The following is a 16429-nucleotide window of genomic DNA, read 5'->3' on the forward strand; positions in this document are numbered from 1 at the left end:
CGAGGGCCACCCTCAGGAACATCAAGCTCAACCTCTTCTGGGCCTTCGCCTACAACGTCGTGCTGATCCCGGTGGCCGCAGGCGTGCTCTACCCGCTGAACGGCTGGCTGCTCTCGCCAGTGCTGGCCGGGGCGGCGATGGGTCTGTCTTCGGTGTTCGTGCTCTCCAACGCGCTCAGATTGCGGGCGTTCAAGCCGCTTTTTGAGCCCAGGGCCCAGGTACCCGTTGTAAGGGCAGCGCTTGCTTGATAGCGAGGAGGATATGCAAAAAGTGTGAGGAATGTTCTTGGTGCTGTTGCTTGCAGGGGGCCTGGCCCAGACCGATCACGCCGGACACGGCAGCATGGCCATACAGTCCATGAGCAAACTTACTATAGGCACTTCTTACCCATAGGACAGCTGTTATGCGGCTCGGGGCAGGTTGGGTATTCGAAGCCTTAGGCCCTACCCCTTGATACAGATGAGAGGCTCGAGCCGGGCTACCTTGCGCGAGAGCCCTGCGGCGTGGGCGGCGTCTACCACGGCCGTTACATCCTTGTAGGCGCCGGGGGCCTCCTCGGCCACGCCCCGGGGCGAAGGGCTGCGCACGATGATGCCCCGCTGGCCCAGCTCCCGCACCAGCTCCTTGCCGCGCCACTGCTTGAGGGCCTGGTGGCGGCTCATGGCCCGTCCGGCCCCGTGGCAGGAGGAACTTAGCGACCGAGCTTCACCCTCTGGCGTGCCCACCAGAATATACGAGGCGGTGCCCATCGTCCCCCCGATCAAGACCGGCTGGCCCACCGCCCTGAAGGCTTCGGGTAGGGCCGGGTGGCCGGGGCCAAAGGCCCGGGTGGCCCCCTTGCGGTGGACATACAGGCGCTGGGGCTTTCCCTCGATGAGGTGTTCCTCGAGCTTGGCGGTGTTGTGTGAGACATCGTAAATCAGGCGCAAATCGGCCCTGGGTAGCAGGTAGGCAAAGGCCTCGCGGGCCAGGTGGGTCAGGATCTGCCGGTTGGCCAGGGCGCAGTTGATGGCGGCCCGCATGGCCCCCAGGTAGGCCTGGCCTTCCTCGGACTGGATGGGGGCGCAGGCGAGCTCGAGGTCGGCGAGCTCCAGGCCATACTTGTGGGCGGCCTCTACCATTTGCCTGCTATAGTCGGTAGCGACCTGGTGGCCCAGCCCCCTCGAGCCGCTGTGAATGCTGACCAGCACATCGCCCACCGCCACCCCAAAAGCCTCGGCGACCCTGGTGTCAAACACCTCGGTCACCTGCTGCACCTCGAGGTAGTGGTTGCCCGAGCCCAGGGTGCCCATCTCGTCAGCCTGCCGGCGCTTGGCCTGCAGGGAGATCAGCTCGGGCCGGGCCCCTTCCATGCGGCCATGCTCCTCGATGCGCTCGAGGTCTTCGGGCCTGCCGTAGCCCTGCTTAACCGCCCACTCGGCCCCGCCTTGCAGCATAGCGTCCATTTCGGCGGGCTCCAGGTGAATCTTGCCGATGCTCCCCACCCCAGCCGGCACATGGCGAAAGAGCCCCTGGGCCAGGTCTTCCTTGATGGGCTCGATATCCTCGACCGTCAGACCGGTGTGCATTGTGCGCACCCCACAGGAAATATCGAACCCCACCCCGCCCGCCGAGACCACGCCATCGTCTTCCCGGAAGGCTGCCACCCCCCCAATCGGAAAGCCATACCCCCAGTGGGCATCCGGCATGGCGTACACAGCCTGCACAATGCCCGGCAGGCTGGCCACGTTGGCCATCTGCTCCAGTACCTTGTCGTCCATCTCGCGCAACAGGGCCTCGTTGGCGTACAGAATGCCCGGTACGCGCATGGGTGGGCTGGCTTCTAGCCACCACTCAAACGCAGATTTTTGAGTGAGACGGGTTGTGTCCATGCACCCTCCTCAGACATCTACCACACACTGCACCACCCAGTGGCCCTGTGGGTCTTGTTTGACCTCGAGCTCGCTGTAGGTCGCCCCCTTTACCTCCACTGCGGGCTGGTGTCGCAGGGGGTCTACCGGCTCTCCCCAGGCCAGCGCGTGAAGGCTCAAGGCTCCCCCCAGGTCGGGCGGGCTCAGGTGCACCTCGAACTGAGCAAAAATCATCCGCCGGGTGGCCATCTCGTAAATGAGCCGATTGAGCCAGTCCACCAGCAGAAGCGAGACCCGCGGGGCCTCACACTCAATCTCCACGGCCTGGATGGGCCGTACCCGAGCGGGGTCGGTAATGACGGCAGTGAGGGCCAGGGCCGCCTGCTCAAAGGCCTTGTCCAGGGTCGGGCCGATCCCCCGCACCCCTATGTCGGCCTGGTGGTAAAAGTGCTCCCAGCGCCCAAGCTGCGTGGTCATAGGGCCCCCTCGCAATCAAGGTAGGGTGGGGTCGTTACCAGGGCATTACCACGGGGCTCGAGGAGGTGTGAATGGACAAGACAACAAGTGGCCTGAATTTTGTTGGTAAAGACCTAGGTACACGACAAAACTTGCGAGAAGCGCATAGGAGCTGATAAAGATAGGGACTGCCCCGCCAGAGGTAGTCCCATGAATGATTGTAGTGAGCTGATAGAAGTTTTGCGGCCCACCTGAACTGGCATCGAGCTAGACTGCGTTTTCTGACTGCCTTCGTCCTGGCTTTAATCCGGGTTGGCAGTGTTAACCTGGCCCAGGTCGCTCTGGGGTTGAACCCATGGGTCAGATCGCCTCCAACTACCGCCGTTGCCAAAGGTTTCTCGCTGAGTTTAGCTTCGATCAGGAAACTATTGGGCGCCTGATTCTGCAGCTATTACCCCAGGACACCCTGTGCCTTTGCCTGGATCGCACCGAGTGGAAGTTTGGTCGGGTCAGCATCAACCTGTTGTTCATTGGGGTGGCACATCAGGGGGTAGCCTACCCCCTGGTGTGGTGCTTTTTGGGCAAGGCGGGCAGCAGTAGCCTGCGGGAGCGACTGCGATTGCTCCGACGGCTGCTCTCCTTCTTACCCAAAGAGCGCATCCAGACCCTCCTCGCGGATCGGGAGTTTGCCTGCACTGGCTTCTTGCGCTACCTGCGCTGGCACAAACTGCCTTACACCTTGCGGATCAAAGCAGGTAGTCGGGTAAGCTACCGAGGGAAAAGTCGGCCCGCCCTACAGTTGTTCCGGCATCTGCGCTATGGGCAGTGGGAAGCCTTACCCAAGCCAGTCAAACTCTGGGGGCAACGAACTTATCTGATGGGCGGTTATCTCAAGACCGGGGAATACCTGCTTCTGATTACCCAGGCCGATCCACAACAGGCTCACCTCCGCTACGCCGGGCGCTGGGAGATCGAAACCCTCTTCAAAGCCTTCAAGTCGCAAGGCTTCGACTTCGAATCCACCCACCTGACCCGGGCTGAGCGGCTCGAATCGCTCATCGCTTTGATGAGCATAGCCCTGGTCTGGGCGCATAAGGTGGGAGAATGGCTCTCCCAAACCAAACCCATACCCCTCAAGAACCGTGCCCAGGCTCATACCGACCCCACCCACAAGGCCCGCAAGCTCTACTCCACCTTTCGCTATGGGCTTGACCATTTACGCCAGCTTCTATTTGCTGCAGAAGCCAGGAAAAACGAACTGCACGCTTGTATGAGGCTTTTGTCGTGTACCTAGGGTAAAGACATTGCCAAGGTGCAAATTTCTTCCACTTGCCCAGTTTTATACCGATAATGGGTTTATGAGCCACGAAAGCCAGTTGAGCGCTGCCCTGAAGCTTTACGCCGACTCGGTCGGCAGGTTCATGTTGAACCAACTTAGGAAGGCCCACGGGAATGGCCAGGGTTTGGTAGAGGCCTTCCTTGGATCACTCAGTGAAGGTAGACGCAGTCAGGTACTGGAAGACCTAAAGCGCGGAAAAACACTTGAAGACGTTATTGACATCAATCATTTCAAGGACTTGTTTCTGGGTCAGCGCGAGATATTTAGAGCCATTTTTGGCCGCAACTACAACCGAGCTGTCACCTGGGCGGATGAAATCAGCGAAGTGCGAAATGATTGGGCGCATCAAAAAGACCTTGTGCCCGATGATGTCAACCGTGCGCTCGACAGCATGGTTCGCCTCCTACGGCTCACAGGGGCCGAAGAGGTGGCCCAGCAGATGCGCCAGCTAACTGTGCGTGAGCTGTCTAAGGCACCCTCAGGCAGCCTGCCGCCCTGGTGGCAACTGGTCGAGCCTGATGAGGCTATCCGACGGGGCGACTTCGACGAGAATACCTTCGCTGCCAAGCTCGACGACGTGGTGGCTGGAAGGGCTCCCGTGGAGTACCGCTATGCGGAAAATTTCTTCCAAAAGACCTACCTGACCCAGGAGCTTAGCGCCATTTTGAAAGATGTCTTGCGGCGGCTTGGAGGGCAAGGTGGAGAGGCCGTAATACAACTCCGCACTCCCTTTGGGGGTGGCAAGACCCACACCCTGATAGCCTTGTACCATCTGGCTAAGGCGTATAATGAATCTTTAGACCTTCTGGAAATTCAAAATCTGCTCAAAGAAGTGGGCGTGGATCAGATTCCGCGGGCTCGAGTGGTAGCGTTGGTGGGCACCGAGCTTTCGGCCCAAGGGCGCAAGGTGGAGGACCTCTATATCCGCACCCTGTGGGGCGAGCTGGCATACCAACTAGGCGATAAAGCGGCCTATGCCCAGGTACAGGCTGCCGACGAGGCGCTGAGCCCGCCGGGCAAAAAGGCCCTAAACGAACTGCTAGCGTCCTACAGTCCGGTGCTCATCCTGATGGACGAATTGCTGGTCTACCAGGTGAAGGCGGCCTCGGTGGCGGTGGGGAACACCACCCTGCAAGCCCAGACCTTTGCCTTTTTGCAAGAGCTTAGCGAGGTGGTGGGAAGTTTGCCCAACGCTGTACTGGTTACCACCTTCCCCGAGTCCCACCTCGAGTACTACGACCACCAGGAGGCTCCTCAGGTCTTTGCCCGCCTGGAAAAAATATTTGGGCGGGTGCAGGCAGTGCGGATGCCGGTGCAGGGCGAGGAAATCTACGAAGTGCTGCGGCGGCGTCTGTTCGAACGGATTGACGGTGAAGCAGCCAAACAGGTGGTGGCCGCCTACATGCAAACCTACGAGCAGTACAAAAACGAACTGCCTCCAGAAGTGCGCAGCGGCGAGTATGGGCGCAAGATGCTTAAAGCCTTTCCCTTCCACCCCGAACTGGTGAACGTCCTCTATGAGCGCTGGGGCACCCTGCAAACCTTCCAAAAGACCCGTGGGGTACTGCGCCTTCTGGCCCGGTTGGTAGAAATCGAGTACCTAAGCCCCTCCGCCCGGCCTCTCATTGGCCTGGGGGAGGCGGCCCTGGGCGATGCCGACCTGCGGGCCACGGTGGCAAGCGTCCTGGGCGAAGCCAACTGGGAGTCGGTGCTGGCCTCGGATATCATCCCTCCAGATGGCAAAGCCTTCCTGCTTGACCGCGAACTGGGCGGTGAATATGCGCGGCACCGTCTGGGTCAATCGCTGGCCACGGCAATTTTTATGCACTCCCACTCAGGTGGAGCACAGCAGGGGGCCACCCGGCCCCAGCTCAACCTGGCCCTGACCTACCCCGGCGGTATTACCCCGTTGTTGGTGGGGGATGCACTCGACAACCTGAAGGGGCGGCTTTACTACCTCTATGCCAATGGAAGCTGGATTTTCAAGGCTCAGCCCAACCTGAACGCTGTGCTGGCCGACCGGATGGCCCAAGTCAAGGCCGAAGCGGTAGAGGATTTGCTGCGAAAAGAGGTCGAGAGGGTGGCCGGCAGCGGGCCCTTCAAGGTGTTTGTCTGGCCCCAGAGCCACCGGGAGGTACCCGATGGCCCCGGCCTCAAGCTCGTCTTGCTAGGCCCCGAGGCCCCTCACGACAATGAAGAAGACCTAAAACGCCTGTACCACGTTATTCAAGACAACCACGCCTCGGGCCCCCGGGTCTACAAGAACACTACGCTCTACCTGGCTATGGCCCGAGCCCCCTATCTGCGGGCCCAGGAGGTCGCCCGCAAGCTTTTGGCCCTGGAGGACATCCAGTCCGACCGGGGACTGGTGCTTTCTGATGAACAGAAGAGCGACCTAACCCGCCTTTTGAAAGAGGCCCACGAGACCGTGCCAGTGCTGGTCAAGAGCAGCTATACGGGTATGCTCGAGCCCCAGGACGCCAAGGGGGCTTTCCGCTTCTTCGACCTGACCGCCTACGTCCGCACCCAGCCCACCCTTCAGGCCGCAGTGGCCGAGGTGCTGCGGGCCGAGGATCTGCTGCTCAGCAAGCTTGACCCCAGCTACCTGACTCAGGGCCCCTGGGGGCTCTGGCCCGAGAACGAGCCCTTCCTGACCCTGCGCGACCTGCGCGACTATTTCTTGTGTCTGCCCCACCTGCCCTTCCTGGAACGAGAAGAGGCCATTAAGGACTCGGTTATTCAAGGCATTAGGATTCGGCTTTTTGAGCTGGGGGTCAGAAGCGGCGACGGCTTCGCCCAGGTCTGGCATGCAGGGAAGCCCCCGCGCCCGGAGGATGTGTTCTTTGGCGAGGCCTATGTGCTGGCCCGGCCCGGCACCTTGCCCCGCCCAGAGCAGCTCGGTGGGGAGTCCCCGCAGCATGAGGGAGATGGAGGCTCCAGGCTCCCGGAGCCTGCTCCCGGTCCTCTGCCCCCCGAAAGGGAGCCGGGTAAAAAAACGGCTAAGACCAAAGTCACCGTGACCCTCGAGCGACTCGAGCTAGCTCGTATCCCGGCGCTGGTGGATCTGGCCAAGGCCTTGCGGGACGCTGGGGGCGTGGTGCGGATCAAGGTCGAGATTGAGGCCGTGAACCCGGGGGGGCTCAACGAGACCGTGCTGCGCACCTCGGCCCTGGAGATTCTCGACCAATACAACCTCGAGGCCGACTGGCGGGAGGAGTGAGCCTGGATGGGCTGGGAACCCCTGTTGGACCAGGTTGTTCAGGCCCCCTATTGGCCCGAGCCGGTGCGGGTTCTGCGTATCGCCCCAGCCGGAGGAAGGTTGGCGGTGACGGCGGAAGGGCTGAAAAGCCACCAGACCTACCACCGCCTGCTGGGAGAGGGTGAGGTGGCGGAGCTTCTGCGGGCGGCCCACGCCGGGGCTCAGCCGTTTTGTGGGGACGGCGAACTCTTCGCTTTGGGCATTGAGGCCCGACGCATCCAACTGGGCTACCTCTTCGACCCCTTCTTCGCGGTTTCGGCCAGCCGCATCGACCCCCTGCCACACCAGCTCGAGGCCGTCTACGGGGTGCTCCTGAAGAAGTCGCGCGTGCGCTTCCTGCTCGCAGACGACCCCGGCGCGGGCAAAACCATCATGGCCGGGCTTTTCCTCAAGGAACTCAAATACCGGGGGGTGCTCTCGCGCATCCTCATCGTCACGCCCGCCAACCTCACCGACCAGTGGCGGCGCGAGCTGAAGGAGAAGTTCGGCGAGACCTTCGAGGTCATGAATCGCGATACGGCTACTACCGTTTACCAAGACAACCCCTGGGAGAAGCGTTCCCAACTCATCGCCAGCATCGACTTTGCCAAGCGGGAGGAGAACTTGGATCTGCTCGAGCGGGTTCACTGGGACCTGGTGATTGTCGACGAGTCGCACAAGCTCTCCGCCCGCCGCTACGGGGTGGAAGTCAAGAAATCCCAGCGTTATCGTCTGGGTGAGGTGTTGGCCAAAAGCAGTACCCACCTGCTGTTCCTCACCGCTACTCCCCACCAGGGTGACGACGAGAAATTCCGGCTACTGCTCGACCTCTTGGAGCCCGACCTCTTCGCCAACACGACCCTGCTGCAGGAGGCTGCTCGGAAGAACGAGAACCCGGTCCTGTTGCGGCGGCTGAAGGAGGACATGACCGACTTCGAGGGCAAGCCCCTCTTCCCACCGCGCTACGTGCACAGCCTCTCCTTCAAGCTCTTGCCCAGCGAGCGGGAGCTATACGTCAAGGTCAGCGACTATGTGGCCCGGCACTTCAAGCGGGCCTGGGACGAGCGGCGGCGCAACGTGGGGCTGGCCATGACCGTGCTGCAACGGCGCCTGGCCAGCAGCACCTACGCCATCGCCCAGAGCCTGGAGAACCGCCAGCGGCGGCTGGAGTCGCTGCGGCAGCATGTGGCCGCGCTGCAGGAGAACCCCTACGGCGAGTACACCGAGGAAGACCTGGAGGAGATGACCGAAGACGAGCGCTGGCAGGTGGAGAACGCCCTCGCCGAGCGGCTGACTCTGGCCCGTAACCTCCCCGAACTCGAGGCCGAGCTGCGCGAACTCGAGGCCCTGGTGAAGGAGGCGCGCACCCTGGCCCGCCTGGAGGACGACCGCAAGCTCAAGGAGCTGCTTAGGGTGTTGCAGATCATCGGCGGGGAGAAGCTACTTATCTTCACCGAACACAAGGACACCCTGCGCTTCCTGGTCGAGGTGTTGAAGAAGCGCGGTTATGCCGTGACCTCGATTGACGGTTCGATGACCTTGGAGGAGCGGGTTATGCGCGAGCGTGAGTTTCGTGACTCAGCCCAGGTGATGGTCGCCACCGAGGCCGCGGGCGAGGGCATCAACCTGCAGTTCTGCGCGGTGATGGTCAACTACGACCTGCCCTGGAACCCCACCCGCCTCGAGCAGCGCATGGGTCGCATCCACCGCTACGGCCAGCGCTACGACGTGCACATCTACAACCTAGTGGCCGAGGGCACGCGCGAGGGCGAGGTGCTGAAGGTGGTGCTGGACAAGCTGGAGGTTATGCGCGAGCAGATGGGCTCCGACCGGGTCTATGACGTCGTGGGTGAGTTGCTCTCCGATGTGAACCTCGAAGCCCTCATCCTGGAACACCTCACCGGACGCAAGACCCTGGCGGAAATCCGCGCCGTGGTCGAGGCCCGCCTGTCGCCCGAGCGGGTCGAGTTCATCCGGGAGGTCACCCTGGAGGCGCTGGCCAAGCGCGAGCTGGACCTGTCGCGCCTGCGTGAGGAGCGGGAGCGCTCGGAGCAGCACCGGCTGCAACCCGAGTACACCCAGCGCTTCTTCGTGCAGGCGCTGGGACGCCTGGGGGGAGGTGTCGAGAAGCGCGCCGACGGCCTCTTCCGGGTGAGTGTGCCCTACGAGCTCACCCGCAAGCGGCCCGGTGTGCTAGCGCGGGAGTACGGAAAGGCCGCCTTCGACCCAAAGGTGCGCCAGGAGGCCGAGCTTATCGCGCCCGGCCACCCCCTCTTCGACCTGGTGCTGCAGGAGACGCTGGCCCAGGCCGCACCCGTGCTGCGCCAGGGGGCGGTGTTCCTGAGCGACCAGGGCACGGAGGCGGTGCTGGGCTACCTGGAGATGAGCGTGGTGGACGGGCTGGGGCAGACCGCCTCGCGGCGGCTGTACTCCGCAATTGCCGGGGATGTGGTGCAGGCGGTTCCGCCTGAGGTCATCGTGGATGCCGAGCCTGCTCTTTTCGACGAGTCTCCAAGCGTGGACGAGGCCGCAGCGGAGGAGAAGCTACTGGGTTGGGCCTACGACCAGGTGCTGGACAGTTTCTTCGAGGAGGTATCGCACGAGCGCAAGCGTGAGGTAGAGATACGCCGAAAGTACGCTAGCCGGAGCTTGGAGTACCTTATCGGCGAGTCGGTGAAGAAGCTCACCCAGTACAAGCTTAAGGAGGGTGAGGGCGAGGCCATGCGCTTGGCCATCCTGCAGGAGGAGCGCAGGTTGAAGGATTTGGAGGAGCGGCTAGAGTCCCTCGACCGGGAACTCGCGCAGGCCGAGGCGCTCCACCCTGAGCCCGCGCAGGTGTTCGCCCTGGCTTACCTCCGTCCGCGCCCGCTGGGCATCCCCAGCGAGGACGACCCGGCGGTGCGCAAGGCGGTGGAGGAGGCCGCCATGCGCTTTTGCCTGGCTTACGAGCGGGCCCAGGGACGCGAACCCCAAGACCTGAGCCTGGAGAACCTGGGCTACGACATCCGCTCGAGCGACCGCTACATCGAGGTCAAGGGCCGGGCCGGGGTAGGGCCGGTGGTGCTCACCCCCAACGAGTGGATTGCCGCCCGGCGGCTCGGGGCGCAGTACTGGCTCTACATCGTGACCGAGGCCCTCACCAACCCGCGCCTGCACCTCATCCAAGACCCTGCGGCCAAGCTGACCCCCGGCGAAGAGGTGAGCGTGGTGCGGTACGTCCTCGAACTTGCATCTTGGCAGCGGGTGGCACAAAGCGCAGACCAAGTCTGATTAAAGTGCAAATCTCACAGCTTGGCTTAGAGTGCCCACATATCGTCTTCGTGTATGCAAGACGAAACCGTGATGCGTATCCTTCGAGATAAGTTTCGCCTGCAGTTCTTTCGCCCCGGCCAACTCGAGGCTATTCAAGCAGCGCTGGCCGGAGAGTGGGTGCTATTGATTCAGCCTACGGGCTGGGGCAAGAGCCTGGTCTACCAGATGATTGCCGTCATAAAGGGACTGACTGTGGTGTTTACCCCCTTGCGTGCCCTTATGCGCGACCAGGTGAAAGAAGCGGCGCAATATGGTCTGCGTAGTCAGACCCTTAACTCTGACCAGGAGGAATCGGAGCACCTAAAAATCCTGGAAGAGGCCAAGCAAGGCAAGCTCGATTTGCTTTTTATCGCGCCCGAGCGGATAGAGAACAACATTTGGAAAAAGCACTTTCCAGAATTACCGATCAAGGCTCTGGTTATAGACGAAGCCCACTGCATCTCCACCTGGGGGCATGATTTTCGCCCGCATTATCGCAAAATTGTCGAGTTGGTTCGGTTGTTGCCACCCCAAACGCCCGTTGTGGCCGTCACGGCAACCGCTACGAAAAGGGTAGAGCACGACATCGAAAGTCAACTGGGTGCGAAAGCAAAGGTGATTCGAGGCAGCCTGGTACGCCCCAATTTCTGGCTGGACGTTATCCCGGTGAGTAGTGAGGCGGAAAAGCTTGCTTGGGTGGCCTACTGGGTCAACAAGCTCGAGGGTACCGGCATCGTTTACTGTGCTACACGACCCATGACTGAAACCGTAGCTACCTATTTGGGCGACCTTGGGATAAAAACCTCTTACTACCATGCCAATCTAAGCGCAGATGAACGTCTGGAGCTGGAAAATGGCCTGAAGGAGAACGCATTCAAGGTTGTTGTGGCTACCAATGCTTTAGGCATGGGAATTAACAAGCCCGACATTCGCTTCATCATCCACACTGAGTTCCCTGATTCCACGCTGGCTTACTACCAGGAGATTGGTCGCGCGGGGCGCGACCAGAAACCCGCCCGGCTGGTGCTGCTTTATAACCCTGAGGATAGACGCATACAGGAAAGCTTCATCAACGGCAGCAAGCCCAGCCCGGATAGCTACCACCAGGTCTTTTCACTTTTGCATAAGTCTGCTTTAAAAGAACGAGAAATTATGCTGCAGACCGGATTTTCGCAAACAGCCGTGCGCAATATTATCGCCGACTTGCGGGAGCAGGGGTTGGTAGGAAAAGATCCGCAAGGCTATTACCGAGCCATCGCCCAGGGAACCCCCAGTTTTGATGCTCAAAACGAGCTTCGCCAGCACAAACTGGCCGACCTCGAGGCCATGATTGAGTACATACAGACGAAAACCTGCCGAATGGTATTCATGTGCAATTACCTGGGGGACCCAAGCGTAGAGCCTTGCGGAAGATGCGACAACTGCTGCTCGGATGCCTTACCTTCCCTATCCGCCGATTTGGTGCAGCGGGCGAGAGAACATGTGCTCCACCCCAAGCTTCACCTGAAGGCCAAGCTCGGTAAGGCCCTGGTGTACGAAGATGGCCGAGCCCTGGACTACTACAAAGACACCAAGGTGGGAGAGGCTATTCACGCCAGCAAGTACCAGACGCGTCAGCCATTCCCAGCTTGGCTGGTGCAGGACTCAGCGCAAGCGGTTAGAAAGTATTGGGCAGGGGTGAGGTTTACAGGGGTGGTAGCGGTTCCCTCAACTAAAAGCGGAAACTTGGTAGAAGACTTCGCCAGACGTTTGGCGCAGAGCCTAGACGTGCCTTTTCTCGATGTGCTGTGCAAAGTAAAGGCCACTAGGCCACAGAAGGAACTCACCAACCGAACCCAGAAGCGCGAAAACCTCAAAGATGCCTTCCAGAGCAGGCCTGGTATCCAGGGTAACCTGCTGGTGGTAGATGATGTGATGGATTCAGGGGTAACCTTGGAAGAGGTGGGCAAGGTATTGAAGCAGGCAGGAGCAGCCCAACTCTTTGCCTTCGTACTGGCCAAAACCCGACACAGCGACGACGTATGAACCCTTTGTACTGGATGCTTCTGGCGCACTCGAGGCTCAAGACTGCCGAGAAAATGGAGGTCTTGCGGGCGGCTAGCGGAAACCTCGAGAGCTTCATTGAGGATGGTTTGCCGGGTTTATCCGATAAGCTGCGGCTTGCGCTGGAAGAGGTTTTGGGAGAAGCGGCGGTAATGGGCTTGCTTCTGGGGGAGTTGCAGAACCAAGGGGTAAAGGTGGTGGCCGGTGCAGCTCCTGAGTATCCCCTTCGGCTCAAGCAAACCCTGCGCCAGAGCACTCCGTTGGTGCTTTACGTTGCAGGTGAGCCTAGCCTGCTGAGCAGCAAGCGTTCGATTGCCATTGTGGGCTCGAGGAACGCTACTCCAAAGGCCCTTGAGCTTGCTCGCAGAGCCGGTCGGTATTTTGCCAGGGAAGGCTACGTGGTAGTTACCGGCATGGCCCGTGGGGTAGACCTCGAGGCCTTCCAGGGGGCTAGAGAGGTATCCGGGAAAGCCATCGGTGTATTGCCCTTTGGAGTTTCGGCCAAGGAGTCTCTAAAGCTTTTACGGGAGTATCAGGAAGATATTTTCTCGGGGCGGCTTGCCTTGCTCTCTGAGCTACACCCGCTTGCACCTTGGAAAGCCCAGTACGCCATGATGCGAAACCGCATCGTAGTAGCCTTGTCTGATGTGTTATTGGTAGCCCAAACAGGCCCCAAAGAAACTGTAGAGCAGGGCAGAAAGCGCATGAGCGGAACCTGGGATGCCGTGGAACAGGCCAAGCGCTTGGGGCGGCCTATATTTGTCTTTGACCTCCCCATAGAGGGCAACCAGGCCCTCATCGCCCAGGGCATGGCCCAACCCCTGCCTGCTTCCCCAGGTGACCAAGCCTTCATGCAACTGGAAGATGCGCTGTCTCCACCAGCGAAGAAATCCCGAGAAACGCCTATCCAACCGCCCCTTCTGACGCCGGAGTGATGAGTGAAGCAGCATGCCCCTGAGGCCGAATGCTGGTTAGTACACCATAGAATGGTCCTGTGACGGAAGCTGAGTTGCTGGCCTTGGTAGCCCAAGGGGAATCCCTGCGCTGCGAGTTCAAACGTGATTCCCCCATCTCCGATGCTGAGCTGGCTGAGGCGGTAGCCTGCCTGGCCAACACCGAAGGGGGATGGCTCCTGCTGGGGGTGGAGGATGACGGCAGCATCAGTGGGCTCCACCCTAAGCGCCTGCCGGTCAATCCCCACCTTCTGCAAGCCCTCATCGCTAACAAGACCAATCCTGGCATCCAGGTTGAGGTGCACCAGGTACAGACCCGCGATGGGGCGGTGGTGGGCTTTAAGGTAGCGAAGGCTCCGCACCTGGTGGCCCTCACTGATGGCCGGGTGCCGCGTCGCTTCATCGTGGGTCGTGGTCAGCCGGAGTGCCGCTTCCTTCAGCCCCACGAGCTAGCTTCTCGCTTGGCCGAGTTGTACCAGCACGACTACACCGCCCAGACCCTGCAAAGAGCGACATGGGAGGACCTGAACCCGCTGGAGTTCGAGCGCCTGCGTCAGACCATCCAGCGCAACCCCCGAGCCGATAAGAGCCTGCTCGACCTCCCGAATGAGGAAGTGGCGCAGGCTTTGGGCCTGGTGGTCAGTGGTGACGATCGGCTCATCCCTACGGTGGCGGGGGTGCTCCTTCTAGGCAGGGATGAGGCTATCCGCCAACTGGTGCCTACCCACGAGGCCGCTTTCCAGGTGCTGCGCGAAGACCGGCAAGTAGCGTTCAACGAGTTCTACCGCGAACCCTTGCTCAAGCTGTTCGAGCGCCTCGAGCAGCTCATGCAGGCTTATAACCCCGAGCAAGAGTTCTCCTTTGGTTTATACCGAATCCCGGTGCCCCTCTTCCCGCCCGAAGCCTTCCGCGAGGCGTTGGCCAATGCCCTGGTGCACCGGGACTATAGCGTCCGACAGGCGGTTTATGTGCGCCTTGACCCGGACGCCGGGGGCTTGGTCATCAGCAACCCTGGGGGGTTCGTGGAGGGGGTGACCCTGGACAACCTCCTGGTGGTGGAGCCCAGACCGCGCAACCGCACCCTGGCCGATGCCTTCAAGCGCCTGGGCCTGGTGGAGCGTACCGGACGTGGCATTGACCGCATCTTCCGCGAGGTGCTGGGCCTAGGCAGGCGCCCACCGGACTACTCTGGAACCACGCGGGACACGGTAAGGGTGGTGCTGCCGGGGGGCAAGGCCGACCTGAACTTTGTCCGCCTCATCCTCGAGTTCCAGGACCGCCAGGGCAGGGAGCTTGGCTGGCCCCACCTCCTGGTATTGCGTCAGGTAACCGACGAGGGCGAACTCACCGTGGCCGAGACTGCACGCCTCATTCAGCAAGGAGAAGGCCGCGCCCGCAGCGTTTTGGAGGAAATGGTAGAACTAGGCCTCCTTGAGCCGAAGGGCGCTAAACAGGGCAGGGTTTATCACTTAGGCGCTGGGATTTACCAGCGCCTGGGCAAGCCTACCGCCTACATCCACCGGCGCGGTGTGGACCTCATGCGGCAGGAGGAGATGGTGTTGCAGTTCATCGACAAATACGAGAAGTTGCGCCGTGAGGATGTGCTTCAGCTTCTACCTCACCTTACAGAAATGCAGGCAACCCGCTTATTGCAGCGCATGGTCCGCACGGGCAAACTGTCGGCTATAGGAGACAAGAGAGGGCGCTATTATGTGCGAGGTACCGGACAGAATAATGCGGGATAATTGCCGATTGCAATTATTTAGCCGTCGATAATTGCAGTTAGCAATTATGTGTCCTAAACGAGGAGTTACTATGAGCCACAAACGCCGCCTTATCGAACACCGCTTACCCCTCAAGGAAATCTCGGAGGCCTCCGCCAAGGAGAAGTCCATCCGCCACGGCCACATCTCCACCTTGCACATCTGGTGGGCCCGGCGCCCCCTGGCAGCGAGCCGGGCTGCGGTCTTCGCCACGCTGGTGCCCGACACCGATGCAAACTACGAGCTGGTGAAGCAAATCGTCCCCTGGGAGGCTGTGAAGGACGGCAACAACGCGGCCATCCTCGAGGCCCGCCGCCGGGTTCTGGAGGCGGGCGGGGGCAAGCCGCCCAAGGTGCTCGACCCCTTCGGTGGGGGCGGAGCGATTCCGCTCGAGGCCCTGCGCCTGGGCTGCGAGGTCTACAGCCTCGACCTCAACCCGGTGGCCCATCTCATCCAGCGGGCCACGCTGGAGTACCCCCAGAAATACGGCCAGCCCAGCAGCCGAGCGGTGCCCGAGTACATCCGGGCCAGGGACACCGACAAGGGCAAGGGCCGCCAGTCGCTGGACTTGGGCGATGGGGAATGGACCAGCAGTTACCAGCAGAACCCGCTGGCCGCTGAGGTGCGCTACTGGGGCGAGTGGGTGCTGGAACGGGCAAAGGCCGAGCTTTCCGAGTTCTACCCGCCCGACCCCGACGGCAAGACCCCGGTGGCCTTCCTGTGGGCCCGCACCGTAACCTGCACCAACCCCACCTGCCGGGCCGAGGTGCCCCTGGTGCGCCAGTGGTGGCTGGCCAAGAAGGACAAAAAGCGCATCGCCCTGAGGCCCAAAGTAGAGGCCAAGCGCATTGCCTTCGAGGTGGTGGAAGTTGCCAAGGGCGAGGAGTGGCCCGACAAGGGGACCATCGAGCGGGGGAACGCCACCTGTTTGGTCTGCGGTACGGCCATTCCGGTGGAGAACGTTCGTGACGAGGCCAAGCAAGGAAGCTGGGGTGAGCGCTTGCTGGCGGTGGTTCTCTCAACGGGCGTAGAGGGCAAAGCCTACCGGCCTGCCAAAGAAGCGGATAGAGCCGTGTTCGAGCAAGCTAAAAAGAGACTTGCCGAGCTTGAAGCTGGTCACAGTGGTGAAATGAGCCTTGTCCCAGACGAGCCCTTACCACCCAAAGGTACACTGGGGTTTCGGGTAAACCTCTACGGGATTGAGACCTGGGGCCAGCTCTTCAACCCCCGCCAGGCCCTGGCCCTGGTCACCTTCGCCAAGTGGGTGCGCGAGGCCCACGCCGAGATGCTGAAGGTGGGGATGGATGAGGAGTGGGCTCGAGGGGTGGCGACGTATCTCGGTTTAGTTTTCGACAGACAAGCAAACTCCAATGCATCACTTTGTCGGTGGCATAACTCAGGAGAAAAGCTGGAAGGTGTATTCGCACGTCAGGCATTGCCGATGGTCTGGGACTATGCTGAGGTAAATCCGTTCAGTGACCAGACGGGTGGGTGGG

8 protein-coding genes and 2 pseudogenes are annotated in these 16429 nt (G+C 61.1%); 8 read left to right on the top strand and 2 right to left on the bottom strand.

Going from position 1 to position 16429, the window contains the following annotated elements; translation table 11 throughout:
• Nucleotides 1–248 (top strand): annotated as a pseudogene (locus Mhypo_RS14185) (hypothetical protein); the annotation flags it as partial.
• Between the two features lie 195 nt (nucleotides 249–443).
• Here the strand turns inward: Mhypo_RS14185 and Mhypo_RS14190 are convergent.
• Both Mhypo_RS14190 and Mhypo_RS14195 read right to left on the bottom strand, forming a co-directional pair.
• A complete protein-coding gene (locus tag Mhypo_RS14190) occupies nucleotides 444–1871 on the bottom strand; it encodes an RtcB family protein (RefSeq protein WP_119341941.1) in 1428 nt (475 codons plus the stop codon).
• Nucleotides 1872–1880: 9 nt separating this feature from the next.
• Nucleotides 1881–2327, bottom strand: a complete 447-nt coding sequence (locus Mhypo_RS14195) for an archease (RefSeq protein ID WP_119341942.1) — start codon at nucleotides 2325–2327, stop codon at nucleotides 1881–1883.
• A 189-nt stretch (nucleotides 2328–2516) separates the two neighbouring features.
• Here Mhypo_RS14195 and Mhypo_RS14200 point away from each other — a divergent pair.
• The 7 genes and pseudogenes from Mhypo_RS14200 to Mhypo_RS14230 form a co-directional block, all read left to right on the top strand.
• A pseudogene (locus tag Mhypo_RS14200) lies at nucleotides 2517–3600 on the top strand (IS4 family transposase).
• Nucleotides 3601–3664: 64 nt separating this feature from the next.
• A complete protein-coding gene (locus Mhypo_RS14205; protein ID WP_240637265.1) occupies nucleotides 3665–6865 on the top strand; it encodes a DUF499 domain-containing protein in 3201 nt (1066 codons plus the stop codon).
• 6 nt (nucleotides 6866–6871) lie between these two features.
• Nucleotides 6872–10153 (top strand): helicase-related protein, encoded by a 3282-nt coding sequence (locus Mhypo_RS14210; protein WP_119341944.1) that lies wholly within the window; start codon nucleotides 6872–6874, stop codon nucleotides 10151–10153.
• 72 nt (nucleotides 10154–10225) lie between these two features.
• Nucleotides 10226–12199, top strand: a complete 1974-nt coding sequence (locus tag Mhypo_RS14215) for a RecQ family ATP-dependent DNA helicase (protein WP_240637267.1) — start codon at nucleotides 10226–10228, stop codon at nucleotides 12197–12199.
• Nucleotides 12196–13152 (top strand): DNA-processing protein DprA, encoded by a 957-nt coding sequence (locus tag Mhypo_RS14220; protein WP_119341946.1) that lies wholly within the window; start codon nucleotides 12196–12198, stop codon nucleotides 13150–13152. Before Mhypo_RS14215 ends, Mhypo_RS14220 begins: the two co-directional genes overlap by 4 nt.
• Before the next feature lie 59 nt (nucleotides 13153–13211).
• The gene (locus tag Mhypo_RS14225) at nucleotides 13212–14915 is read left to right on the top strand and encodes an ATP-binding protein (protein WP_119341947.1); all 1704 of its coding nucleotides are present in this window, start codon (nucleotides 13212–13214) and stop codon (nucleotides 14913–14915) included.
• 70 nt (nucleotides 14916–14985) lie between these two features.
• The coding region (locus Mhypo_RS14230; RefSeq protein WP_147371357.1) for a DUF1156 domain-containing protein at nucleotides 14986–16429 on the top strand (1444 nt) is incomplete at its 3' end.

Origin of the sequence: Meiothermus hypogaeus, assembly GCF_003574035.1 — a bacterium.
Classification (GTDB): domain Bacteria; phylum Deinococcota; class Deinococci; order Deinococcales; family Thermaceae; genus Meiothermus; species Meiothermus hypogaeus.

Excerpts from the sequence above, each read along its gene's own strand:
- Mhypo_RS14190 (WP_119341941.1), bottom strand. The coding sequence starts at position 1,871 with ATGGACACAACCCGTCTCACTCAAAAATCTGCGTTTGAGTGGTGGCTA.
- Mhypo_RS14195 (WP_119341942.1), bottom strand. The coding sequence starts at position 2,327 with ATGACCACGCAGCTTGGGCGCTGGGAGCACTTTTACCACCAGGCCGAC.
- Mhypo_RS14205 (WP_240637265.1), top strand. The coding sequence starts at position 3,665 with ATGAGCCACGAAAGCCAGTTGAGCGCTGCCCTGAAGCTTTACGCCGAC.
- Mhypo_RS14210 (WP_119341944.1), top strand. The coding sequence starts at position 6,872 with ATGGGCTGGGAACCCCTGTTGGACCAGGTTGTTCAGGCCCCCTATTGG.
- Mhypo_RS14215 (WP_240637267.1), top strand. The coding sequence starts at position 10,226 with ATGCGTATCCTTCGAGATAAGTTTCGCCTGCAGTTCTTTCGCCCCGGC.
- Mhypo_RS14220 (WP_119341946.1), top strand. The coding sequence starts at position 12,196 with ATGAACCCTTTGTACTGGATGCTTCTGGCGCACTCGAGGCTCAAGACT.